Raw genomic sequence first — 21,350 nt, 5'->3', positions numbered from 1 at the left:
TCGGCAGATGTCCACTGGTTCCGTGATCATCGACGACGCCGGTCGCGCGTCCTCGAACGTCTCCCTGCGCACGCTCATGGCCCAGCCGGTGTTCAAACTCACCCTGGTGGTTGCGGGCGACGCCGACGTGCTCGACCGCGAGATCGCCTGGGTGCACAACTCGGATCTCGGCGACCCGACGCCGTGGTTGGAGGCCGACCAGCTCCTGCTCACCGACGGCCTGCAGTTCTCCGGGACGATGAGCGAGGAGCTCGCCGACCGTCGCGCAGACGAATACGTCCGCCGCCTCGCCGCCCGCGGGGTGCTCGCGCTCGGCTTCGCCACCGGGATCATCCACGCCGACATCCCGAAGCGGCTCGTCGACGCGTGCGAGCGACACGGCTTCACCCTGCTCGAGGTGGGGGAGCGCACGCCGTTCATCGGGATCATCCGGTTCGTGGCCGACGCTGTCGCGGCAGCCCGGGTGGCATCGCTCGAATGGTCGCTCGCGGCTCAGCGCGCCGTTGCGAGGGCGGCGCTCCGACCGGACGGACTGACCGCGATCCTGGAGGAACTGGGCCAGCAGCTCGGCTGTTGGGTCGCGCTGTACGACGCGCTCGGCAACCGGGTCACCACGAGGACGCGGGAGCCGGTGCCGGAGGGGGTGGAAGCCGCTGTCGCCGATGTGCTGCGCCGCGGGTCGCGAGCCGGCCTCCACCTCGCCGACGGGGCCGAGGGGGCGACGCTGCTGACGCTCGGCCGACGGGGCGAGCTCCGAGGCATCCTCGCGGTCGGGTCCCGTGTGCCGCTCGACCATGCCGAGCACGACCTCGTCGCAAGCGTCATCGGCCTGGCGAGCATCGCGCTCGAACAGCACAGCGCGCTCGACCTCGCGCGGCGCCAGCTGCGCTCGGGGCTGCTCGAACTGCTGCTCTCCGGGGACCGCGCCGTCGCCGAACGCACCGCCCAGCGATTGTGGGGCCCACTGCCACCCGACCCGATCCGCGTCGCGGTCGTCGACATCCCGGAGGGTGAGCTGGGCTTCCTGTCGGAGCTCGACGTCCAGGCCGCGGCGCACGGGGGCAAGCTGTTCTTCGCGGAGCAGGACGACCGGATCGTCATCGTGTCGAGCGACGCGGACACCGGGCTCTGGGACGCGGTCGTCAGCCGCCACGGACTGTCGGGCGGGGTGTCGGCGAAGACGAGCTGGGAGGGCCTGCGCGATGGGCTGGCTGAGGCCGCGCGGGCTCGGGCGTCTGCCGGGGAGACGCCGCGACTCGTGCGGTACGAGGCGCTCGCGGAGCAGGGGCTGCTCGGGCTGCTGAGTGCTTCGGGTGGTTCGGTGCTCGCGAACCGGCTGTTGGAGCCGTTGGGTGGACTCGGCGCCGAGGCTCGCGAGGTCCACGTGGACACGGCGCGGGTGTGGTTGGAGGCGAACTGCGTGACCGACCAGGCCGCTGCCCGCCTCGGGATCCACCGGCAGACGCTCCGCGCGCGCATCAGCACGCTCGAGTCGCTGCTCGATCTCGACCTCTCGCGGTTCGCCGGCCGAGCCGAGCTCTGGAGCGCACTCCAGCTCGCTGAGGCGGCCACCGACTGACGCGCCCTTCGACAGGCTCAGGGACCGGGTGAGGCCGTTCGGTCCGGTCACCGAGCCTGTCGAGGTGTCTACGCGATGCGGATGAGCTTCTTGTTCACGAACTCGTCCATGGCGAGGCGGCCCATTTCGCGGCCGGTGCCGGAGCGCTTCACGCCACCGAACGGCAGCTCCGCCGCGTCGCCGAGGACGAGGTTGATCCACACCATGCCGGCGTCGATCGAGTCCGCCACCCGAAGGGCCTGCTCCTGGTCGGTCGTGTAGACGTAGGAGCCGAGGCCGAACGGGGTGTCGTTCGCGAGACGGACGGCGTCCTCTTCGGATGCGACGCGGTACAGCGCGGCGACCGGCCCGAAGAACTCCTCGTGGAAGGCGTCCATCTCGGGTGTCACGTCCGCGAGGACGGCTGGTGGGAAGAAGTTGCCGGACGGCTCGCCCGAGGCGAGGATCGTCGCACCCTGCGCTTTCGCGCGCCCCAGCTGCTCGCTGAGTCGCTCGGTCGCCGCCGCGGAGGAGAGCGGGCCGAGCTGGGTGTCGTCCGCCATCGGGTCCGCCGGAGCGTTGGCCGTGAAGACCGAGGTGAACTTCTCGGCGAAGGCGTCGTACAGCTCGTCGATGATGATGAACCGCTTGGCGGCGTTGCAGGACTGGCCGTTGTTGTCGAGGCGCGCGTTCACCGCATCCTGCACGGCGGCGTCGAGGTCGTCGGTGGACAGCAGGATGAACGGGTCTGACCCGCCGAGCTCCAGCACCACCTTCTTGAGGTGCTTGCCGGCCAGCTCTGCGACGGCGGAACCCGCTCGCTCGGAGCCCGTCACGGACACGCCCTGCACGCGTGGGTCTGCGATGACGGTGGCGATCTGGTCGTTCGTCGCGAAGATGTTCACGTACACCGCGTCGTGTGCGCCGAGCTCGGCTTCCGCGTCGTCGAAGATCTGCGCGATCGCGGCTGCCGACTCCGGGCACTGCGGAGCGTGCTTGAGCAGGATGGTGTTGCCGTTGACGACGTTCGGGCCGGCGAAGCGCGCGACCTGGTAGTAGGGGAAGTTCCACGGCATGATACCGAGCAGCACGCCGAGCGATGCGCGACGGACGAACGCCGAGCCGGTGCCGTCCGACAGCTCGATCGGCTCGTCGGCCGAGAACGCTTCGCCGTTGTCCGCGTAGTACTGGTAGATCGCGGCGGCGAAGTCGACTTCACCGAGCGCCTGCTCGTAGGTCTTGCCCATCTCGCGGACCGCGATCTCGGCGAGCTCCCCGCGACGTTCGGTGTGGAGGGCGGCGACGCGGGCGATGAGCGCGGCACGATCGGCCACCGATGCGCGTCGCGACCACTCCTCGTGCGCTGCGGCTGCCGAGGCGATCGCGTTCCCCAATTCATCGTCGGTGATGGTCGGGTACTCGCTGAGGTTCTCTCCGGTCGCGGGATTGACGACGGCGTACTGGCTCACAGCTGGCTCCTTCTGTCGGGGTGCGTCCTGTCGGTGCAGGTGGTGCAGGTGGTGCAGGTGGTGCGGGTGGTGCGGGTCTTGCGGGTCGAGCCGGGGCGCTGGCCCGTCGGTGTGGCGATCGCGCTCGCGCTCCTGCTCGTGCTCCGACCGTAGCGAACCACGACGCCCGTGTCAGGAGTCGAAGCCGAGTCCGACCGCATCCATCGTCCGCAGCCAGAGGCCGCGCTTGCCCTCGTTGCGGTCGGCCCTCGCCATCTCCGACAGCGAGATGCGCGCGCCGATGAACGCGAGCGGGTCCGGCGGGAACGGCGTTGGCTTCGTCTGGACGAAGTCCATCGACGTCCGCTCGGTGGGTTCGCCGCTCAGGAGGTCGAGCATCACGTTCGCCCCGTACCGCGTCGCGCCGACGCCGAGGCCGGTGAAGCCTGCCGCATGGGCGACCCGCCCGCCGTGGGCGGTCTCGAAGAAGGAGAAGAAGCGACCGCAGGTGTCGATCGCGCCGCCCCACTTGTGCGAGAACCCCAGGTCGGCGAGCTGCGGGTAGGTGTGGGCGAAGTGGGCGGCGAGCTTCAGGAACGACTCCTCCCGCTGGTCGAACCGCGGCTCCACCCGGCCGCCGTAGTTGTAGACCGCGTCGTAGCCGCCGTAGAGGATCCGGGTCGCCCCGGCGGCATCGGTCGTCAGCCGCGAGTAGTGGAAGCGGTTGTCCAGGTCGGAGATGCCCTGCCGGCCCTTCCAGCCGAGCGCATCGAGCTGCTCGGGCGAGAGCGGGTTCGTCATGAGCGCGTAGTCGTAGACCGGGACGGTGTACTTCCGTGCGCTCGGGATCAGCGCCGTGAAGACGTTCGTTCCGAGGGCGACGTGCTTCGCGGTGACCGAGCCGTGCGTCGTCGTGAGGGTCACCGATGTCGCATCCGACCGGATGGAGCGCACGTGCGTGTGCTCGTGGATCTCCACCCCCAGCTCGATGCAGACCCGACGGAGCTCCCAGGCCAGCTTCGCCGGGTTCACGAGCGCCGCACCGGACGGCTCGAACAGGCCCGCCCGGAAGATCGGCGAGTGGACCTCCGCCTGCATCTCCTCGCGGTCGAGGAACCGGGCGCCGTGCTCCTCGGCGCTCTCCCGCAGCCAGTCGACGTGGTGGGGGGCCGTCGCGGCCTGCAGCAGCCCGGTCTCCTCCCAGTCGCAGTCCATGTCGTACCGGGCGATGGTCTCGCCGATCTCGCGCAGGTTCTCGCGCCCCAGCTCCTCCAGGCGGTCGAACTCGTGGGGCAGACGGCTCCTGCCGTTCGACGCACCGTGGGTGAGGCTCGGCTCGCAGAACCCGCCGTTGCGACCGGACGCCGCCCAGGCGATCCGCCGGCCCTCGAGGAGCACGACCCGGCGGCCCGGGTCGCGCTCCTTCGCGAGCAACGCTGTCCACAGGCCCGAGTACCCACCGCCGACGACGGCCAGGTCCGTGTCGATGTCCGCTTCCAGACGGGGGAGCGGCTCGGGCCGTGCCGGGTCGTCGAGCCAGTACGGCTCGGGTGCGGCCGATGCCAGCTGTCTCCGCAGGTGTGCGGTGTCGGCGTGCTCTTCGGCCAGTTCGTAGGTGGTTCTCATGGTGTGGGTTCCCCTGTGGTGCGTGGTTCGATGTGGTCAGTCGGTGCGTGCGGCGTCGGTGCGTTCGGTGTCGGTCCGCGCCGCACCGGAGCCGCTGATCCCGGCCTCGCGCTTGGTGCGGCGCTGGACGAACACCCAGATCACGACCCCGAGTGCCAGCAGCCCGAGCGCGACGCCGAGTTCCAGGAAGCCGCCGTATCCGGTGATCGAGAAGCCGGTGGCGCCGACGACGAGGATGATGGCGAGCAGCACCGAGAGCACGACCGACAGCGGGACGAAGAACCGCGGCAGGAGGATCGGACGGACGGCGTTCGGACGGTCCTTGCGGAGCAGGAAGAAGCCCGAGACGGCGAAGAAGTGGGTGAGGATGTAGCCGAGGTTGCCGGTGACGATGATCGCCAGCGGGTTCTGCAGCAGCACCAGGATGACGACGTTCATCACGAGCATCACGTTGAGCGAGCGCACGGGGATCCCGCGGCGGTTCAGCACGCCGAGCGCCGGCACGGTGACCCGTTCCTTGCCCATGTTGAACAGCACGCGGGAGGCGTCGGCCACCGAGGTGGTCATGATCAGCAGCAGCGAGGCGATGAGGCAGAGCACCATGACGTCTGCAGCGCCACCGACGAGCGAGGCGAAGCTCGCGACGAAGAACGTGGCCGGGTTGTCCGCGATGGCGGCTTCGCCCGCGTATCCGCCGAGGGTGAGCGGGATGACGAAGAAGATGCCGAGGCAGAAGAGGACCGAGGCCTTGATGGCCTTCGTCGTGTCCTTCACGGAGTCGCGGTACTCCGGCGCGAAGGTCGCGCAGACCTCGATGCCGAACGTGGTCCACGCCATGATGTACAGCCACACGATCGCCGTGTGCAGGCCCTCGAAGCCGTTGAGCTTCCAGGTGAGGTCGAGCGGTGCCCAGTCGGCGCTGAACAGGGGGAACACGATGAAGACGAACAGCGGGATCATCAGGATGCCGGCCGTCACGTAGACGAAGGCCATGGTGACGCGGACGCCGATGATGTTGATGAGGTACATCACCCCGATGACGATGAGGCCGATGAGGATGGGGAAGGTGATGGAGATCGGGCCGAGCTGGATGACCCAGTCCTCGTTCGGGAACCACTGCGCCTGGACGAGCGCTCCGGTGACGGCGCCGTAGGTGGCGAGGTTCGTGCCCCAGGGGAGCCAGTAGCCGACGCCGGTGAGCGGCGCGACCCAGGGTGCGCGGGACTTCCACGCCTCGGCCGCGTAGTACGAGATGCCTCCGGAGGAGTTCGGGAACATGGTCGCGAGCTCGGTGTAGATCCAGTTGACGCCCATGGCCAGGATCATGGAGATGGCCCAGAGCACCGCAGCGCCCCAGCCGCCGAGGCCGGTGATGGAGGCTCCGAGGGTGGCGATCAGGGCCGCTGGCATGGTCATCGCCATGGCGAAGCCGTCGAACCAGCGCATGCGCTTCGGCAGGTGATCGGGTTGTTCGGTCTGTTCGATGTGTTCGGTCGACATGTCGCTCTTCTCGATTCGTGGGAGGGAGACGTCTCTGTCTCGCCGGGATGGCACTACCGTGCCGAAGTATTGCTGGTACAACAAGATCAAGACGTTGCAGTTGTTGTAATCGTAACTTTGACGAAACAATACTGCTTGTTCGTGGAATCGCAAGGTCCTAGGCTGAACCCGATTCTTCAGACGCACCGTTGCGTCCCCAGCAGAGAAACACGACACAGGAGGTTCGCAATGACCACGCTGCCGATTCCCACTCGCACCCAGCTCTTCATCGCCGGTGAGTTCACCGACGGATCCAGCTCGGAGCGTACCGAGGTGATCAGCCCGGTGACCGGCCAGGTCATCGCCTCGATCCCGCTCGCGGGCGCCGCCGAACTCGACGAGGCGGTGCGGCGGGCGCACGAGGCGCAGCGGGAATGGCGCAAGCTCGGCGTCTTCAAGCGAGCGGAGATCTGCCACCGTGTCGGAGATGCGATCGCGGCGCGGGTCGACGAGCTCGCCCGTCTGCAGACGCTGGAGCAGGGCAAGCCGCTCGCAGAGTCGATCGCCGACATCTCCGAAGCCGCGCAGCTCTTCCACCTGCACGCCGAGGACGCGCTCCGCCTCTACGGTGAGACCCTGCCGTCGAGCGACATCGACAAGCGCATGTTCACGTGGCGGGCGCCGGTCGGCGTCTGGGGCATCATCACGCCCTGGAACTTCCCCCTGCTCATGTTCTCCGAGTTCGTTGCCCCGGGGCTCGCCACCGGCAACGCGTGCATCGTGAAGCCGCCGAGCAACACGCCCCTCGCCGTCCTCGCCGCCATGGACTGCCTCGTCGAGGCCGGGGTCCCCGCCGGTCTCGTCAGCGTCCTCCCGGGCGACGGTCCCTTCGGTTCCGAGCTCGTCGCGCACGACGGCATCGACGCGATCGGGTTCATCGGCTCGTCGGCGACCGGCGCGAAGATCGTCCGGACCGCCGGTCTCAAGCGCTCGCTCATGGAGTGCTCCGGGAACGGGCCGATCGTCGTCCTCGAGGACGCGAACATCGAGCGTGCGGCGAAGGCGGCCGTGGACTCGGCCTTCTACAGCGGCGGCCAGGTGTGCTGTGCGACCGAACGGCTCATCGTGCACCACCGCGTCCACGACGCCTTCGTCGAGGCCGCGCTCGCGCACGCCACGGCGACCGTCCGCCTCGGCAACCCGTTCGACGAGGGGATCAACCTCGGCCCCCTCAACAACGAGGGTGTCGCAGCGAAGATGGACCGCCACCTGGACGAGGCGCGCGCCCTCGGCTTCGACGTCCTGCTCGGCGGCGGTCGTGCGACGGGCCACCCCACCGACCTGTACTACGACTTCACCATCGTCGACGGCGTCTCCGAGGACAGCCTGCTCTCACGCGAGGAGTCGTTCGGGCCGGTCCTGCCGATCCTCACGGCGAAGGACGACGACGACATCCTCCGGATCGCGAACGCGGACTCGCTCGGGCTGCAGTCGGCCGTGTTCACCGAGAGCCTGTCGAAGGCCTACCGCTTCATGGAGGAACTCGAGACCGGCCAGGTCATCGTCAACGACTCCAACGGTTGGTGGGACATCAACATGCCGTTCGGTGGTGCGGGCGGCAAGGGCACCGGTTGGGGTCGGATCGGCGGCATGTACACGCTGCACGACATGACGGACCTCCGCACCGGCGCGATCCACGTCGGTTGAGCGACGATGTCGACCCAGGCGGGCGGTCCTCGTTCCGCCCGGGCCGTCTCGCTTCCTCGATACGCTTGCGAGATGCACACACGCCCACTGCTGGAGGAGCGACCGTGAACGACCTCGACGACATCGACCGTCGCCTGATCGCCATCCTGCAGCAGGACGGCCGCAAGGCCTTCTCGGAGATCGCCGCCGAGACGGGCCTCCCCGCATCCTCGGTGCGGTACCGCATCCAGCGGCTCGAGGAGACCGGGATCCTGCAGATCGTCGGCATCGCGAACCCGCTGTCGATCGGCTTCGACCACCTGGCGCTCATCGGCATCCGGTGTGAGCCGGGGGCGGCACGCGGTGTCTGTCAGGAGCTCTCCACGCACACCGAGACGAGCTACGTCGTGCTCACCAGTGGAGGCTTCGATGTCATGGTCGAGGTCGTGTGCCGCGACATGGAGCACTACAAGACCTTCCTCCTGGACACGCTCCAGACGACGCCCGGTGTGCGGTCTACCGAGACGTTCTTCGTGCTCGAAGCCCACAAGCTCGCCTACGGCTGGGGCGTCGGGTAGTCCGTCGCCTGCTCTGCCGTCGCGATCCGCTGTTCCGTCCCGTACTTTGAGAGGACCCCTCATGACCCACCATGCGCTCGCTCACAACGCCGTTCTCCAGGGTGCCGACGTGGTCCTCGCCGACAATCCGCTCGCGCCCGACGACGTGGTCGCAGGTGCTCCCCGCAGCGGCATCGCGTCGCTCGCGACCGTCGGCGGAGCCGAGGTGGGGATCTGGGAGCTGGGCGTCGGTGTGGTGCAGGACACCGAGGTCGACGAGGTGTTCGTGGTGCTGTCGGGCGAGGCCACCGTCGACTTCGCCGACGGGACGCCATCCCTCGACCTCCGCGCCGGCTCCGTCGGACGGCTCGCCGCCGGCAGCCGGACCACGTGGACCGTCCGCGAGACGCTCCGGAAGGTCTACATCGCCTGAGTGCGCGCTCCGCAGCAGGAGATGCGCACGGCAGCAGGACGTTCCCGGTGCGTCCATCCTGCTCCCGCGCGGATGTCCTGTTGCCGGGCGGAGGTGGGACGTCAGTCGTCGAGTGGCGTCACCCGCAGCTTCGAGAAGACCGCGTCGGTGCCGATGTCGACCCAGAACCCGATGCGTCCCGGTCGTGGCTCCGCGAGGCCCGTGCCGAACTCGACCACCTCGTCGTCGTTCACCCGCGCGGTGATGTGGCGCCCCCGCACCTCGATGCGCAGCCTGATCCACTCGTCTGGTGCGATGTCGGCCGCCGACTCGTAGCCACCGTCCGGGCGTTCGGTGCGCAGGCGGTCGAACGGCCAGTCCGGATAGGCGAAGTACTGGAGGCCTCGACTCCGGCGCGGCTCGTCGACTCCGGTGCGGATGCCGTTCGTCGGCCGCAGGTAGACCGCCTCGAACCGCTCGGCGTCGTCGCTGATCCGGAACGCGATGCCGGCGAACCCGCGTGCGTACTCCGGGGCGTCGGGGCGGAGTCGGCTCAGGATCTCGACCTCGATGACGGCATCCGTCGTGATGTCGGGCAGGATCGCGAACGTGGGTTGGTCGACGTAGTCGACGCCCGGGACGCCGTGCGCTTCCACCTGAGGGTCCAACCGCACCCGCACGCAGGAGCGGCCCGCAGAGGCGTCGGGAGCAGCGACGACGGAGCGGAGTTCGAGCTGCGAGTCCGACACGATGTCGATCGCGTGGGTCGTGTCCGGTCCGTTCATCGCCCGATCCCTTCGAGCGCATCGGTCAGGTCGTGGAGCAGCTCCGGCGCGATCGTCTCGCCGACCGCTTCACGGATCGCTTCGCCGAGGCGGTCCGTGCCCTCACGGACCGCTGCGGCGCCGCCCGGCGTGAGGCCGATGAAGGAGCTGCGACGATCGGTCGGGTGCGGCAGTCGCTCCGCGAGCCCGTCGCGGACGAGGCGGTCGACGATCTTGCTGGCGGCTCCGACGGTGATCACGAGGTCGTCTGCGACCTCCTGCACGCGGCACGCACCGGCACGGCGTTCGATGACCCGGAGTGCACTGAGTGATCCCAGCGCAGGACTGCCGCTCGCGCGGACGTGGGCGTCGGCGCCCGTCCAGAGCAGTGTCTCTGAGCGGACGAGGGCGTCGAAGAAGCGCAGGAGCTGCGCGGAGTCGGTTGGCATGAGCCGAGTCTATTCCATGGAATATAGTCACGTCGAGGGCATCGCGGGAGCAGGAGATCTGCACGACAGCCGGACCTTCCGCGTGCTTTCGTCCTGCGCTCGCGCGGACGTCCTGTCCTCGAGCCGCCCCGGCGGGTGCGGAGGTGCGGCCAATAGGCTTGACGCATGAACCTGCGCACCGTCGAGCTCGACCACACCGACACCGCCGCCCTCGACCGATGGGGCTCCGCTGCGGAACGCGGCTTCCTGATGCGGCATGTGCCCGACGAGACCGAGCGGCGCGAGCGCCGAGAAGCCCTCGTCGGCGTCTCGGTGCTGGGTGTCTACGACGACACCGCTGCCGAGCCGCTGATCCCCGTCGGCACGCTCGGCTCATACCCAATGGTGCTCACCGTCCCGGGTGGATCCGTGAGGGCCGTCGCGATCACCGAGGTCACCGTGTCGACCGCCCACGAGCGCCGCGGCATCGCCCGTTCCCTCCTCGAGGGGCGTCTGCACCACGCTGTGGAGACCGGCGCTTCGATCGTCGCGCTGACCGCGAGTGAAGCGACGATCTACGGCAGGTTCGGCTTCGCCCCGGCAAGCTGGGAGTACACGCACGTGGTCGACACGAAACGCGTGGCTTGGCGCAGTGACAAGCCGACCGGTCGCGTCCACACGATCGACCCGCGCTCACTCGCCGGGGTCGCGCAGGAACTGTTCGAACGCACGCGGACCGCTGGCGACATCGACCGCGGCGTCGCCTGGTGGCAGCAGGCCCTCCGCGAGGTGCAGCTCCGACACTTCAGCCACGGTGAAGGGGTGACGCTCGCCCTCCGCTACGACGACGCCGACGGCACACCGCAGGGCTACGCGCTCTACCGCGTCGCGCCGAACGAGGAGTACGGCAACCTCGTCGTCGACGACCTCGTCAGCACGACACCCGAGGCACGCTTCGCGCTGTGGCGTCACCTCACCGGCATCAGTCTCACGAAGCGGGTCACCTTCCATCAGGCCTCGGCCGAGGAGGCGATCCTCTGGCGTCTCGTCGACCGCCGTGCCGTCTCCACCACGGTGCAGGGCGACGCGCTCTGGTTGCGCATCGTGGACGTACCCGCGGTGCTCGGTTCCCGCCGCTATGCCGTCTCAGGTGAGTACGTCCTCGACGTCGTCGACGCACTCGGCATCGCCGGTGGCCGCTTCGTCCTGCGTGTCGCCGAGGACGGGAGTGCGACCGTCGAGCGTCTCGGCGACGTCGCCGCGGAGGAGAGCGAGGATGCCGCGGCAGCCGCAGCCGTGCGCCTCACGATCAACGACCTCGCAGCCGTACTCCTCGGCGGCTCACGAGTGTCCACCCTGGCCGATGCGGCGCTCATCACCGGCGATGCGGATGCCGTGCGCGCACTCGACCTCGCCTTCGCGACGGAACGGGCACCGTTCCTGCGCACCCACTTCTAGGACGGGACAGTCGACGGCCGCGCGCTGCGCGGCCGTCAGTTGCGTTCGGTGCCCGGCTGGTACCACCTGATCGGCGACCGGACCGACAGCGGGTACTTCGCGTCGAGGCGAGGATCGACGATGGCCGCGAAGACGCCGTTGAGGAGCGCGCCGCCAGCGCCCCAGTAGGCGGGGATGATCAACCAGCCGAGCCACCCGAGACCACGGAAGGCGCCGGTCAAGACGAGCACCACCGTGCCGAGGGTCACCAGGATGCCGACGCCCTGGAAGGCGAGGGCCACACCGCGTGAGACGCCGTCGCGGCTGGCCTGCTGGGTGCGCTTGCGTGCGTCGAGCCCATCGATCGAGTCCTCGAACGTCTTCGTCTCGACGCGGGTGAAGAGCTCGCCGACGGGGACGCCGAGTGCGTCCGCGATGAGCCCGATGGTCTCCAGGCTGGCATCGCTCCCGGCCTCGAGTCGCTGGATGGTGCGGGCGTTGACGCCGCTCTCGGTGGCGAGGCGCTCCTGCGTCCAGCCCCTCGCCCTGCGCAGTTCGCCGATTCGTGTCTCATTCATGCTGCAACCCTAGGAACAGGCGGGGCGACAGGGCCACGACATCGACCCGACGATCACCCGACACCGACCCGACAGTCCTGTGTCAGACGGTCGGCAGCGTCAGGATCTCTGCGCCGTCGTCGGTGATGGCGATGGTGTGCTCGCTGTGTGCGGTGCGGCTGCCGGTCTTGCTGCGGAGCGTCCAGCCGTCGGGATCGGTCACGAGCACGTCGGTGCCGACCATCACCCACGGTTCGATCGCGAGCATGAGTCCGCGCCGGAGCTTGTAGCCGCGGCCGGCGCGACCGTCGTTGGAGACGTGCGGGTCCTGGTGCATGGTGGTGCCGATGCCGTGGCCGCCGAACTCCATGTTGACGGGGAAGCCGGCTGCGCTCAGCACGTTGCCGATCGCGAAGGAGATGTCTCCGATCTTCGCGCCGGGGCGGGCTGCGGCGATGCCGGCGGCAAGGGCGCGCTCGGTGGTCTCGATCATGGCGAGGTCGTCGGGGTTCGCCGTGCCGACGACGAAGCTGATCGCCGAGTCGGCTGCGATGCCGTCGAGGAGGACGGCCAGGTCGAGGGTGAGGAGGTCGCCGTCGGCGAGGGCGTAGTCGTGGGGCAGGCCGTGGAGGACGGCGTCGTTCACGGCGGTGCAGATGTAGTGGCCGAAGGGGCCGCGGCCGAACGAGGGTGCGTAGTCGACGTAGCAGGAGACGGCGCCGGCGTCGAGGATCATCTGCTTCGCCCAGGCGTCGATCTCGAGGAGGTTCGTGCCGACCGTCGCCCGCCGCTTGAGTGTGTGCAGGATGTTCGCGACGAGCTCACCGGTGCGCCGGGCCTTGTCGATCTCGGCGGGAGTCAGGATCTCGATCATGGGGGTGCCTCTCATCGGCTGCGAACGTCGTGCAGCCAATAACTATACCGGTCAAAGTATCCCGTACTACACTCGGGGCATGGTCCGCCTCCCACTCACCCCCGCCGACGTCGAACGCGGCCAGCGCCTCGGCTCGCTCCTTCGTGAGGCTCGCGGTGCGCGCTCGATGCTCGACACGGCGCTCGATGCGGGACTGTCGCCGGAGACGCTGCGGAAGATCGAATCAGGCAGGGTCGCGACGCCGTCGTTCTCCACGATCGCGGCGGTCGCGGGCGTCCTCGGGCTCTCGCTCGACGAGGTGTGGGCTGCGATCAACCCTGCGGATCACGGCTCCGAACGCGAAGCCGGTCGCCTGCGCGAGCGCCTCGTCTCGTAGCGAAGCGGCGCTCCGCGACGACCGCTACTCGCCTGCGACCACCGGGCGGGTGAAGACGTTGTCACTCAGCCGCGTCCATCCCTCGTCCGGGTCGAGGGCGGTGTCGACGACCGCGTCCGAGAGCACCCGGTAGGAGTCGACGCTGTCGCCCATCGTGATGTCGTCGGCGCCGCAGCTCTGGAACGGGCCCTGCGCGCCGAACACGATGAGGCAGATCCGATCGTGTCCTTGTTCGGTCGCTGCTGCGAGGAAGATCTCGGTGTCGCCCTGCACTGCGACCAAGCGGGTCGAGTCCGGGTCGATCTCGAATCTGCCGCCACCGTCGCCGAGTTCGTCGGCCGTCAGCTGGTCCTTCGAGGTCTGCTCGCGGTCGAGGTCTGCGAAGGTGGTCGCGTTCTGCCCAGTGCCGGTGCAGCCGGTGAGTGCGGCCAGGAGCACGAGTGCCCCGAGTGCTGTTGTGATGCGTCTGCGCATGTGACGTCCCCCGATGTCAGTTCCGCACAGCCTACTCAGCCCGGGCGAGGACGCGTGCTGACGGCGAGGGAGGCGCACGCAAGGGCCTGACCGCGGTGGGGCGGGCGTGCGACACTCCTCGCATGGAAGCCGATGTCGTGATCCGTGGCGCCGCGCCGGAGGACGCCGCGCAGGTGGCGGAGCTGAAGCTCCTGTGGTCGCCGCCCGTCATCGAACCGAAGGAGTGGGAGCGCGCGCTATTCGCCCACGATCTGCGGCAGTGGATCGCGGCCGAGCCCGACGCGCGTGTGTGCTTCGTCGCGGCGGTCGGCGAGCAGCTCGTCGGCATGGCGTGGCTGGTGGTCTTCGAACGCGCACCAGATTACGACGCTCGACGACGCCTCACCGGGGACGTGCAGAGCGTGTTCGTCCGGCCGGAGTTCCGTAGCCGCGGGGTGGCGCAGCGGCTCGTCGAGGCGGCACTCGCCGCGGCGGACGAGCGTGGCGTGCTGCGGGTGACGGTGAGTGCGAACGCCGACGCTGCACCGATGTATCTGCGCGCGGGGTTCGCGGAGGAGCCGACCCTGTTGGAGCGACGGGTCGGACACCCGGACTCCTGACCGGCTCGGACCGACCGGTCACACGCGCGGGTTCGCCCCGGACGGTCACTCAGCTGGACGCAGTGCGACCGCCCGGGGCGAACGGCTCGCCGGGCTCGGGTTCCCGGCGGCGGGATCGCCGGGCGCCTATCTCGGGTCGCGCCCGGCGATGATCTCCACTCGCTTCGCGGGCCCAGCCTTCAGGAGGATGGTCCCGCACACGATGCCGGCACCGTGGTCGGCGTGGAAGAAGTTCGGGAACCCGCCGATGAACCCGCGGGAGCTCGCCCACTGCTGTGTCGCCCGGAAGCGGCCAGGGATGTCGTCGAGGGCGACGCCGAGTTCGCTCAGCGGCACGTCCCGCCATTCACCCGCATCGCGACGGATCAGGACGGTGCCGCAGACGATCCCCTGCCCGTGGTCGGCGTGGAAGAACGTGGGGAAGCCGCTGAGGAACCCGTGCCGTGCGGCGTGGTCGTTGCTCGCGCGCATGCGGGCGGCGAAGTCGTCGAGCGAGGGCTGGTTCGTGAACCGGGTGAACCCGACCGTGCGGTTTCCGCCGGAGGGCGCGGGCGGTACGACGACGACGGGCTCGTCGACGACGACGCGGCCCGGGTCGAGCCTCGGGGTCACCGCGGGTCCGCTGACGTCGCTCGGCCGTGTGACCAACCGCTGCCTGCCCACGACCGCCGGTCGGTCGACGAGCACCGGGCCGCTGATCGGGGGACGGTCGATGCGGTTCGGCCGATCGACCAGGATCGGTCCGTCCTGGCGTTCGAACTCCGGCCTGCCCAGCTGGGAGAGCGGCACGTCGCGCCACTCGGCCGCCGCCGCGGTGAGCAGGACGCCACCGCGCATGAAGTTCGGGCCGACCTTCGGGTCGATGAAGTTCGGGAAGCCGCCGACCGCACCGTCGAGGTGCTGCGCCAGGAAGTGGAAGGCGTCTGCCGGGTTCGCCTTCGGGGCGGGCGTGCCTGTCGGGAACAGGTTCACGGTCGCCGCGTCGCGCACCTCGACGATGAACTCGACGGCGTTGGGGCTGATCTCAGACGCCCAGGCGAGCGGCAGGTTGCCGAGCACCGTCAGTGCCTCCCAGCCGAACTCCTGGCGTGACGTCCCCTCCATGTTCAGGATGCCGACGACCTTCGCCAGAGCGGACACCGTGTCGTTGCCGCCTCGCTTGATCTCGGGCCAGCAGTGCGGGACGCCGATGTACGGCAGCTCCCAGCGGACCTCGAGGCGGTCGGGCGGGCCGGGGAACTGCTCGCTCACCGGTCTCCCGACCTCGAAGACTGCGCTTCCCTCGGTGCCGACGAACACACCGAAGTCCGGTGATTCCGACCGGAACGCGGCCTGCTGGCCGGGCCGGAGACCGTTGAGCTTCGACGGGAACCACGGGTCCTGCCAGGTGGTCGTGTCGTCGGAATCGGTGATCCAACGCAGTGGGAAGGAGGTGTTGTTGCGGATGGTGATCTGGACAAGACGAGCAGGCATGGGTGGACTCGGATCGTGGCAGGTGGAGCAGGACGTGCAGCGGGGGCGCCTCGACAGCTGGGGCGGGCTGCGGGCCGGGAGCATCGGAGCAGACGGGGCGCAGGCGTGGAGTGCGAGATCGGGTTGCGACGAGTTCGGGGCTCGTGGGGACGATCATGCTCCTCTGGGGCTGAGTCGGCATCGGTGCCCGCCCCATGAAGTGGGGGAGTGCCTGCCCTCGCCTGCGTCGGGGTCTGCCCCACACCGGTCCATCTGACGAGGCCGCCAGCAATGAAACGTCACATCGACTGCTCGCCTGCAACAGAACTTCACACGGTGGCCGTCGCGGATGCAGCCGCCAATACCGTGTGGGTCTTCCCCCTTGCGAGAAAGCGAACCCCCATGCCCTCCAGGCCGTTTAGCCGTGTGCTCCTGCCCGCTGCCATCCTCTCGACCGCCGTGTTGGCGCTGACCGGTTGCGCCGCGAGCGCCGAGCAGGCCGAAGACGGCGGCGGCACCTTCGTCTACGCCGGCAACACCACCTTCATCAGCGACTGGGACCCCGCGTCGTATTACGGCAACGAGGACGTCGTGCTCGACAACGTGTACGAGACCCTCACCGTGAACAACGCCGAGACCAACGAGATCGACCCCCTGCTCGCCACCTCGTGGGAGTCGAGCGACGACCAGCTCACGTGGACGTTCCAGCTGCGCGACGACGTCACCTTCCACACCGGCCGCGCGTTCGACTCCACCGCGGTGAAGGAGTCGATCGAGCGCACGAAGGAACTCGGCCTGGCGGCGAGCTACGAGTGGGACGCCGTCACGTCGATCGACACCCCGTCGCCGACCGAGGTCGTCTTCCACCTGTCGAAGCCCGTGCCGCTCGCGGTGCACGCGGCGTCGGGCTTCTCCGCCCACATCTACGACGTCGAGGCCACCGATGGAGACCTCATCGCCTGGTTCAACGAGGGCAACGACGCCGGCACCGGCCCGTACACCGTCACCGACTTCCAGAAGGGCGCCGACACCGAGGTGAAGCTCAGCGCCTACGACGACTATTGGGGCGGGTGGAAGCCCGACCAGTACCAGCGCGTCGAGTACAAGGTCGTGCCCTCCGAGACCACGGCCTGGCAGCTGCTCCAGCAGGGTGAGGTCGACTTCATCAAGCAGGTGAGCTCGCAGCTCTTCGACGAGGTCGAGGCGAGCGGAAAGGCCCAGGCCGTCAGTTCGCCGAGCTTCCAGAACACGATCCTGGCGCTCAACACCGAGACCGGCCCGCTGTCCGACATCCGTGTGCGGAAGGCGATCCTGAAGTCGATCGACGCCGAGGAACTCGCGACCGTGCTGAACGGCGCGGTGAACCCGGCGAGCGGTCTGATCCCCGAGGGGCTGCCGGGCTACACGCCGGGGCTCGAACTCGTGAAGGACCTCGACGGCGCCAAGGCCCTCCTCGAGGAGGCCGGTTACGGTCCGTCGGGCGATCCACTCACGCTGCACCTTGCGGCGAGCGCGTCGAACACCACCGACGAGCAGTTCGCGACGCTGCTCAGCTCCACGCTGTCGGAACTCAACATCACGCTCGACGCCCAGTACTACGACGGCCCGGCGAAGATCGCGGCCGTCCGCAACGAGGACAAGTCCGCACGCCCCGACCTGTCGCTGCGCAACTGGTGGCCGATCTACCCGGACTCCTCGAGCTGGTTCATCGACCTCGTGCACAGTGCCGAGCCGACGCGGGCGAACTACAGCTACCTGAAGAACGACGCGATCGACGCGCAGATCGACACGATCGAGGGCCTCAGCGCCACCGACCCGGACGCCCTGCAGGCGCTCTACGAGCAGCTCAACCGGCAGGTGGTGCAGGAGGAGGCCGCGACGACCGGCGTCGTCGTGCAGAACAGCCAGCGCGTGCTCGCCGACGGGATCACCGGGTACGTCGACAATCTGCCGTACGCCAACGTCGTGTTCGTGTACCAGCTCAGCTCGGGCGCGCAGTAGGCGATGTCGCGTCGCAGCACGCAGGTCCTCGCGCGCCTCGCGCAGGCAGCCGTCGTGGTCCTCGGAGTCGTGATCCTCACCTTCCTCATGGTGCGGGTCCTCCCCGGAGACCCCGCGGTCGTCTACGCGGGCGAACGCGCGACGGAGGCGCAGCTCGCCCAGGTGCGGGAGCAGTTCGGGTTGAACGACGGTCTGTTCCAGCAGCTCTTCCATTACGTGGGCGACGCGTTCCGCGGCGACCTCGGCGTGAGCATCAGCACCCGGCAGCCGATCGCGAACGACCTCGCGCGGGCGCTCCCCGCCTCGCTCGGTCTCTCGCTCGTGGCGATGCTCATCGCCGTGCCGGGCGGGGTGCTCCTCGGGCTCGTGTCGGTGCGCTTCGCCGGCCGAGCCCTCGACCGGATCATCCAGGTGTTCTCGGTGCTCGCCATCTCCTTCCCCGTGTTCTGGTTGGCGCTCCTGCTGCAGAGCGTGTTCGCGTCCAAGCTCGGGTGGCTGCCGGTCGCCGGGCAGTTCAGTTCCCGGGTCGAGCAGCAGCACCCGTTGAGCGCGGTGACCAACGTCGCGATCGTTGACGCGCTGCTCACCGGGAACTGGGCGGTCCTGCAGAGCGCAGGGCTCCACGTGGTCCTGCCGGCCGTGGTCATCGCCGCGTACCCGATCGGCCTCATCGCCCAACTGACACGGGGTGCGGTGTCGGAGCAGATGCGCCTGCCGCACATCACGATGGGGCGGGCGCTCGGCTTCGGTGAGAACGAGCTCATCGCACGGTTCGCGCTGCGTCCGGCCCTCACCCCGCTCATCGCGGTGAGCGGACTCGTCCTCGCCTCGACGCTCGTCAACTCCGCGCTCACCGAGGCCGTGTTCAACTGGCCGGGCCTCGGCTCCTACATCTTCGCGGCGATCCGGGCGATCGACACCGCGGCCGTCGTCGGCGTCACCCTCGTGGTGGGTGTCGCCTACGTCCTCATCAACCTCGTCGCCGACCTCGTCCAGGCGGCCGTCGACCCGAGAGTGAGCCTCGCATGAGCACGACGACCGAGAGCGAGCGCACCGGACCGGATACGGTCGCACGGACGACGCCGGTGGCCGATGTCGCAACAGGTGGGCTGCCGGCGCGCTCGCCGCGATGGGTGGCACGCACGGTGCGTCTCCGAACGGCGGTCGCCCGTCCCGACGCGGTCGCTGTCGCGAGCATCGTGGTCCTCGCCGTCGTCGTGCTGGCAGGCGTGTTCGCACCCTGGATCTCGCCCTACCCGGCGGACGGCGCATCCGCGACGCATCCGAACGAGGCGCTGCTTCCCCCGAGCGCCGCGCACTGGTTCGGCACCGACGTCGTCGGCCGCGACGTCCTGACGCGAGTGATCTTCGGCGCCCGCACCTCGGTGCTCATCGTCATCGGGGTGCTCATCGGATCGGCCGTCGTCGGCGTCACCCTCGGGACCATCGCGGGATACCTCGGCGGGGTCGCGAAGCAGATCATCATGCGCGTCACGGACGTCTTCCTGGCGTTCCCGACGCTGCTCCTCACCGTGGTCCTCGTCAGCATCATGCAGGCCGGGCTCGTGACCGTCATCGTCGCACTGTCGATCGCCTGGTGGCCCTGGTACGCACGAACCGCGGCCGCGATGGCCGCCTCCGTGCGCAGTCGCGGCTACGTGGAAGCCGCCACCTGCCTCGGCGAGCCCTGGCACAAGATCGTGTTCTCGCACGTCCTCCCGAACTCCCTGCCACCCGTGATCGTGCAGCTCTCGCTCGACGCCGGCACCATCATCCTCGCCGTCGCCTCGCTCTCCTACCTCGGCATCGGGGTGAAGGAGCCGACGGCCGAATGGGGCCTCATGATCTTCCAGGGGCAGTCGTATCTGAACGCGCAGTGGTGGCTCGCCGTCGTGCCCGGCGTCGTCGTGCTGCTCACCGCCTTCGCCTTCAGCGTCCTCGGCGAACGACTCCGGTTGCGGATCGCGGAAGGACGCGGCGCATGACGGCGGCGGGAACCGACACGACGCGCGTCGAAGCCATGCCCGTGCGTCCGCTCGACGTCGAGGACCTGCGCGTCTCCTACGGCGGCGACCTCGCCACCGGGGTGCTCGCCGTCTCGATCCCGCGGCTCCACGTCGACGCCGGCGAGTGCGTCGCGATCGTCGGCGAGAGCGGGTCGGGCAAGACCACGCTGTTGAACGCCGTCCTCGGCCTGCTGCCCAGGACGGCGGTGGCCTCCGGCCGCGCATCGCTCTTCGGCGTCGACGCGATCGGGACCGGACATGCGAGGCTGGCGACGGTGCTCGGGCGCCGTGTCGGGTTGATCATGCAGAACCCGGTGGCCGCCCTGAATCCGGTGATGACGCTCGGGACGATCTTCCGTCACGTGCACCGACGCCATGCGCAGGGAGCACTCGGCGGGCGGCGTCGCTTCGGATCGCGCGATGCCGCGGTGGATCCACGCACGTCGCTGGCGCAGGTGGGCCTCGACGAGGGCATCCTCTCGCGGTATCCGCATCAGATCTCCGGCGGGCAGGCGCAGCGCTTCTCCATCGCGCTCATCCTGTCCCTCGGGGTGGACCTCATCGTCGCAGACGAGCCGACGAGCGCTCTCGACATGATCCACCAGGCCGAGATCACCGAGCTGCTCGCCGAACTCCGCGACCGGACCGGGCTGTCGCTGCTCCTCGTCTCGCATGACCTCGCGATGGTGTCGCACCTCGCCGACCGCGTCATCATCCTGCAGACCGGCCGGGTGATCGAAGCGGGGCCGACACTCGAACTGCTCCGCACGAGCACCGAACCGTACACGCGCGAACTGATCGCCGCCGTCCCCCGGCTGCGCGAGCGTCGGCCGAGCATCGACGGGAGTGCAGCTCATGCTTGAGATCGACGGCTTGCGCATCAGCTACCGCGGCACCGAGGTGCTGCACGGCATCGACCTGCGCATCGAGCCCGGAGAACGGATCGGCCTCATCGGGGAGAGCGGCTCGGGGAAGACGACGATCGGCCGGGCGCTGCTCGGACTCGTCCGTCCGACCGCCGGGACGGTGTCCTTCGAGGGCACCTCGCTCACCGACCTCGACCGCGCCAGAAAGCGGCGTTTCCGTGCCGCCGTGCAGCCCGTGTTCCAGGAGGGCGCGGAGACCCTGAACCCACGCCGACTCGTCGGTGCCTCGCTCGCCGACGGCCTCACCGCCGCCCGACGGTTCGGCACCGCGCAGACCCGGACCGTCGACGAGCTGCTCCGCCTCGTCGAACTGGACCCGCAGTTCGCCGAGCGACGCCCGTCCGAACTGTCGGGTGGGCAGCGGCAACGGGTGTCGATCGCGCGGGCGCTGGCCGTCGGGCCGTCCGTCCTCGTGCTCGACGAACCCACGAGCGCGCTGGACCCGACCACCCAGGCGCACATCGTCGATCTGATCGAGGCGCTCGCCACAGATGAACAGCTCGGCTACGTGCTCATCTCCCACAACCTCGCGATCATCGACCGCCTGTGCGACACGGTGCACGTGCTGCGACAGGGTGAGATCGTCGAATCCGGTTCGCGCTCGCAGATCATCGACGACCCGCAGCACGAGTACACCCGGCGTCTGCGCGATTCGGTCGCCGAACTGCTGCTCGACTGAACCGCGCGATG

Annotated in this window: 21 protein-coding genes; 12 read left to right on the top strand and 9 right to left on the bottom strand. The window is 69.2% G+C overall.

What is annotated here, in order from left to right:
- Positions 1-7: 7 nt before the first annotated feature.
- Positions 8-1,579: a PucR family transcriptional regulator ligand-binding domain-containing protein gene (locus KXS11_RS09035; RefSeq protein WP_437385230.1), complete on the top strand. Its 1,572-nt coding sequence runs from the start codon at positions 8-10 to the stop codon at positions 1,577-1,579.
- A 68-nt stretch (positions 1,580-1,647) separates the two neighbouring features.
- Here the strand turns inward: KXS11_RS09035 and KXS11_RS09030 are convergent, their stop codons facing one another.
- The 3 genes from KXS11_RS09030 to KXS11_RS09020 all read right to left on the bottom strand — a co-directional run bounded on the left by KXS11_RS09030 (position 1,648) and on the right by KXS11_RS09020 (position 6,132).
- Positions 1,648-3,027 carry an NAD-dependent succinate-semialdehyde dehydrogenase gene (locus tag KXS11_RS09030; protein WP_437385229.1) on the bottom strand — a complete coding sequence of 460 codons (1,380 nt, stop codon included), beginning with the start codon at positions 3,025-3,027 and terminating at the stop codon, positions 1,648-1,650.
- Positions 3,028-3,198: 171 nt separating this feature from the next.
- A complete protein-coding gene (locus tag KXS11_RS09025; RefSeq protein WP_437385228.1) occupies positions 3,199-4,632 on the bottom strand; it encodes an NAD(P)/FAD-dependent oxidoreductase in 1,434 nt (477 codons plus the stop codon).
- A 36-nt stretch (positions 4,633-4,668) separates the two neighbouring features.
- On the bottom strand, positions 4,669-6,132 hold the full coding sequence (locus KXS11_RS09020) for an APC family permease (protein ID WP_437385227.1): 1,464 nt from the start codon (positions 6,130-6,132) through the stop codon (positions 4,669-4,671).
- A 228-nt stretch (positions 6,133-6,360) separates the two neighbouring features.
- Between KXS11_RS09020 and KXS11_RS09015 the strand changes: the two genes are divergently transcribed.
- The 3 genes from KXS11_RS09015 (at position 6,361) to KXS11_RS09005 (ending at position 8,787) form a co-directional block, all read left to right on the top strand.
- Complete coding sequence (locus KXS11_RS09015) at positions 6,361-7,818, top strand: aldehyde dehydrogenase family protein (RefSeq protein ID WP_437385226.1); 1,458 nt, start codon at positions 6,361-6,363, stop codon at positions 7,816-7,818.
- Between the two features lie 104 nt (positions 7,819-7,922).
- Entirely contained in the window at positions 7,923-8,375 is a 453-nt protein-coding gene (locus KXS11_RS09010; protein WP_437385225.1) for an Lrp/AsnC family transcriptional regulator, read from the top strand.
- A 61-nt stretch (positions 8,376-8,436) separates the two neighbouring features.
- Positions 8,437-8,787, top strand: coding sequence for a cupin domain-containing protein (locus KXS11_RS09005; protein WP_437385224.1), 351 nt, complete (start codon positions 8,437-8,439; stop codon positions 8,785-8,787).
- A gap of 101 nt (positions 8,788-8,888) precedes the next feature.
- Here KXS11_RS09005 and KXS11_RS09000 read toward each other — a convergent pair whose 3' ends face one another.
- Positions 8,889-9,551 (bottom strand): family 16 glycoside hydrolase, encoded by a 663-nt coding sequence (locus tag KXS11_RS09000; RefSeq protein ID WP_437385223.1) that lies wholly within the window; start codon positions 9,549-9,551, stop codon positions 8,889-8,891.
- Positions 9,548-9,979 (bottom strand): MarR family transcriptional regulator, encoded by a 432-nt coding sequence (locus KXS11_RS08995; protein WP_437385222.1) that lies wholly within the window; start codon positions 9,977-9,979, stop codon positions 9,548-9,550. The genes KXS11_RS09000 and KXS11_RS08995 overlap by 4 nt, the downstream gene beginning before the upstream one ends.
- A 165-nt stretch (positions 9,980-10,144) precedes the next feature.
- Here KXS11_RS08995 and KXS11_RS08990 point away from each other — a divergent pair, with 165 nt between their 5' ends.
- Positions 10,145-11,416, top strand: coding sequence for a GNAT family N-acetyltransferase (locus tag KXS11_RS08990; RefSeq protein ID WP_437385221.1), 1,272 nt, complete (start codon positions 10,145-10,147; stop codon positions 11,414-11,416).
- A 35-nt stretch (positions 11,417-11,451) separates the two neighbouring features.
- Here KXS11_RS08990 and KXS11_RS08985 read toward each other — a convergent pair whose 3' ends face one another.
- Together KXS11_RS08985 and map are read right to left on the bottom strand one after the other, a co-directional pair.
- The gene (locus KXS11_RS08985; RefSeq protein WP_437385220.1) at positions 11,452-11,973 is read right to left on the bottom strand and encodes a helix-turn-helix domain-containing protein; all 522 of its coding nucleotides are present in this window, start codon (positions 11,971-11,973) and stop codon (positions 11,452-11,454) included.
- Between the two features lie 82 nt (positions 11,974-12,055).
- Positions 12,056-12,826 (bottom strand): type I methionyl aminopeptidase, encoded by a 771-nt coding sequence (gene map / locus KXS11_RS08980; RefSeq protein WP_437385219.1) that lies wholly within the window; start codon positions 12,824-12,826, stop codon positions 12,056-12,058.
- Positions 12,827-12,905: 79 nt separating this feature from the next.
- Here map and KXS11_RS08975 point away from each other — a divergent pair, with 79 nt between their 5' ends.
- Positions 12,906-13,202, top strand: a complete 297-nt coding sequence (locus KXS11_RS08975) for a helix-turn-helix domain-containing protein (protein WP_437385218.1) — start codon at positions 12,906-12,908, stop codon at positions 13,200-13,202.
- Between the two features lie 24 nt (positions 13,203-13,226).
- Here the strand turns inward: KXS11_RS08975 and KXS11_RS08970 are convergent, their stop codons facing one another.
- A complete protein-coding gene (locus KXS11_RS08970) occupies positions 13,227-13,676 on the bottom strand; it encodes a hypothetical protein (RefSeq protein ID WP_437385217.1) in 450 nt (149 codons plus the stop codon).
- Between the two features lie 122 nt (positions 13,677-13,798).
- On the opposite strand from KXS11_RS08970, the gene KXS11_RS08965 reads away from it, so the two are divergent.
- The gene (locus KXS11_RS08965; RefSeq protein ID WP_437385216.1) at positions 13,799-14,275 is read left to right on the top strand and encodes a GNAT family N-acetyltransferase; all 477 of its coding nucleotides are present in this window, start codon (positions 13,799-13,801) and stop codon (positions 14,273-14,275) included.
- Between the two features lie 126 nt (positions 14,276-14,401).
- Here KXS11_RS08965 and KXS11_RS08960 read toward each other — a convergent pair whose 3' ends face one another.
- Positions 14,402-15,748: a hypothetical protein gene (locus tag KXS11_RS08960; RefSeq protein ID WP_437385215.1), complete on the bottom strand. Its 1,347-nt coding sequence runs from the start codon at positions 15,746-15,748 to the stop codon at positions 14,402-14,404.
- 381 nt (positions 15,749-16,129) lie between these two features.
- Here KXS11_RS08960 and KXS11_RS08955 point away from each other — a divergent pair, with 381 nt between their 5' ends.
- Genes KXS11_RS08955 through KXS11_RS08935 form a run of 5 tightly spaced genes read left to right on the top strand, consistent with a single transcriptional unit; the run spans position 16,130 to position 21,339 of the window.
- A complete protein-coding gene (locus KXS11_RS08955; protein WP_437385214.1) occupies positions 16,130-17,728 on the top strand; it encodes an ABC transporter substrate-binding protein in 1,599 nt (532 codons plus the stop codon).
- A 3-nt stretch (positions 17,729-17,731) separates the two neighbouring features.
- Entirely contained in the window at positions 17,732-18,757 is a 1,026-nt protein-coding gene (locus tag KXS11_RS08950) for an ABC transporter permease (RefSeq protein ID WP_437385213.1), read from the top strand.
- Positions 18,754-19,713 carry an ABC transporter permease gene (locus tag KXS11_RS08945; protein WP_437385212.1) on the top strand — a complete coding sequence of 320 codons (960 nt, stop codon included), beginning with the start codon at positions 18,754-18,756 and terminating at the stop codon, positions 19,711-19,713. Before KXS11_RS08950 ends, KXS11_RS08945 begins: the two co-directional genes overlap by 4 nt.
- On the top strand, positions 19,710-20,597 hold the full coding sequence (locus tag KXS11_RS08940; RefSeq protein WP_437385211.1) for an ATP-binding cassette domain-containing protein: 888 nt from the start codon (positions 19,710-19,712) through the stop codon (positions 20,595-20,597). The genes KXS11_RS08945 and KXS11_RS08940 overlap by 4 nt, the downstream gene beginning before the upstream one ends.
- Positions 20,590-21,339: an ABC transporter ATP-binding protein gene (locus KXS11_RS08935; protein ID WP_437385210.1), complete on the top strand. Its 750-nt coding sequence runs from the start codon at positions 20,590-20,592 to the stop codon at positions 21,337-21,339. Before KXS11_RS08940 ends, KXS11_RS08935 begins: the two co-directional genes overlap by 8 nt.
- Positions 21,340-21,350: the final 11 nt, after the last annotated feature.

This window comes from Plantibacter flavus, assembly GCF_051487245.1.
Classification (GTDB): Bacteria; Actinomycetota; Actinomycetes; order Actinomycetales; family Microbacteriaceae; genus Plantibacter; species Plantibacter flavus_B.
Note: the sequence above shows the minus strand (reverse complement) of the source record. Positions and strands in the feature narration are given on the sequence as shown.

What these genes read in the sequence shown, in the direction of transcription:
- KXS11_RS08960 (WP_437385215.1), bottom strand. Translation starts at nt 15,748, where the DNA reads ATGCCTGCTCGTCTTGTCCAGATCACCATCCGCAACAACACCTCCTTC.
- KXS11_RS08935 (WP_437385210.1), top strand. Translation starts at nt 20,590, where the DNA reads ATGCTTGAGATCGACGGCTTGCGCATCAGCTACCGCGGCACCGAGGTG.
- KXS11_RS08945 (WP_437385212.1), top strand. Translation starts at nt 18,754, where the DNA reads ATGAGCACGACGACCGAGAGCGAGCGCACCGGACCGGATACGGTCGCA.
- KXS11_RS09000 (WP_437385223.1), bottom strand. Translation starts at nt 9,551, where the DNA reads ATGAACGGACCGGACACGACCCACGCGATCGACATCGTGTCGGACTCG.
- KXS11_RS08995 (WP_437385222.1), bottom strand. Translation starts at nt 9,979, where the DNA reads ATGCCAACCGACTCCGCGCAGCTCCTGCGCTTCTTCGACGCCCTCGTC.
- map (WP_437385219.1), bottom strand. Translation starts at nt 12,826, where the DNA reads ATGATCGAGATCCTGACTCCCGCCGAGATCGACAAGGCCCGGCGCACC.
- KXS11_RS08985 (WP_437385220.1), bottom strand. Translation starts at nt 11,973, where the DNA reads ATGAATGAGACACGAATCGGCGAACTGCGCAGGGCGAGGGGCTGGACG.
- KXS11_RS08955 (WP_437385214.1), top strand. Translation starts at nt 16,130, where the DNA reads ATGCCCTCCAGGCCGTTTAGCCGTGTGCTCCTGCCCGCTGCCATCCTC.
- KXS11_RS08990 (WP_437385221.1), top strand. Translation starts at nt 10,145, where the DNA reads ATGAACCTGCGCACCGTCGAGCTCGACCACACCGACACCGCCGCCCTC.
- KXS11_RS09005 (WP_437385224.1), top strand. Translation starts at nt 8,437, where the DNA reads ATGACCCACCATGCGCTCGCTCACAACGCCGTTCTCCAGGGTGCCGAC.
- KXS11_RS08965 (WP_437385216.1), top strand. Translation starts at nt 13,799, where the DNA reads ATGGAAGCCGATGTCGTGATCCGTGGCGCCGCGCCGGAGGACGCCGCG.
- KXS11_RS09035 (WP_437385230.1), top strand. Translation starts at nt 8, where the DNA reads ATGTCCACTGGTTCCGTGATCATCGACGACGCCGGTCGCGCGTCCTCG.
- KXS11_RS09015 (WP_437385226.1), top strand. Translation starts at nt 6,361, where the DNA reads ATGACCACGCTGCCGATTCCCACTCGCACCCAGCTCTTCATCGCCGGT.
- KXS11_RS09025 (WP_437385228.1), bottom strand. Translation starts at nt 4,632, where the DNA reads ATGAGAACCACCTACGAACTGGCCGAAGAGCACGCCGACACCGCACAC.
- KXS11_RS09020 (WP_437385227.1), bottom strand. Translation starts at nt 6,132, where the DNA reads ATGTCGACCGAACACATCGAACAGACCGAACAACCCGATCACCTGCCG.
- KXS11_RS08975 (WP_437385218.1), top strand. Translation starts at nt 12,906, where the DNA reads ATGGTCCGCCTCCCACTCACCCCCGCCGACGTCGAACGCGGCCAGCGC.
- KXS11_RS08940 (WP_437385211.1), top strand. Translation starts at nt 19,710, where the DNA reads ATGACGGCGGCGGGAACCGACACGACGCGCGTCGAAGCCATGCCCGTG.
- KXS11_RS08970 (WP_437385217.1), bottom strand. Translation starts at nt 13,676, where the DNA reads ATGCGCAGACGCATCACAACAGCACTCGGGGCACTCGTGCTCCTGGCC.
- KXS11_RS08950 (WP_437385213.1), top strand. Translation starts at nt 17,732, where the DNA reads ATGTCGCGTCGCAGCACGCAGGTCCTCGCGCGCCTCGCGCAGGCAGCC.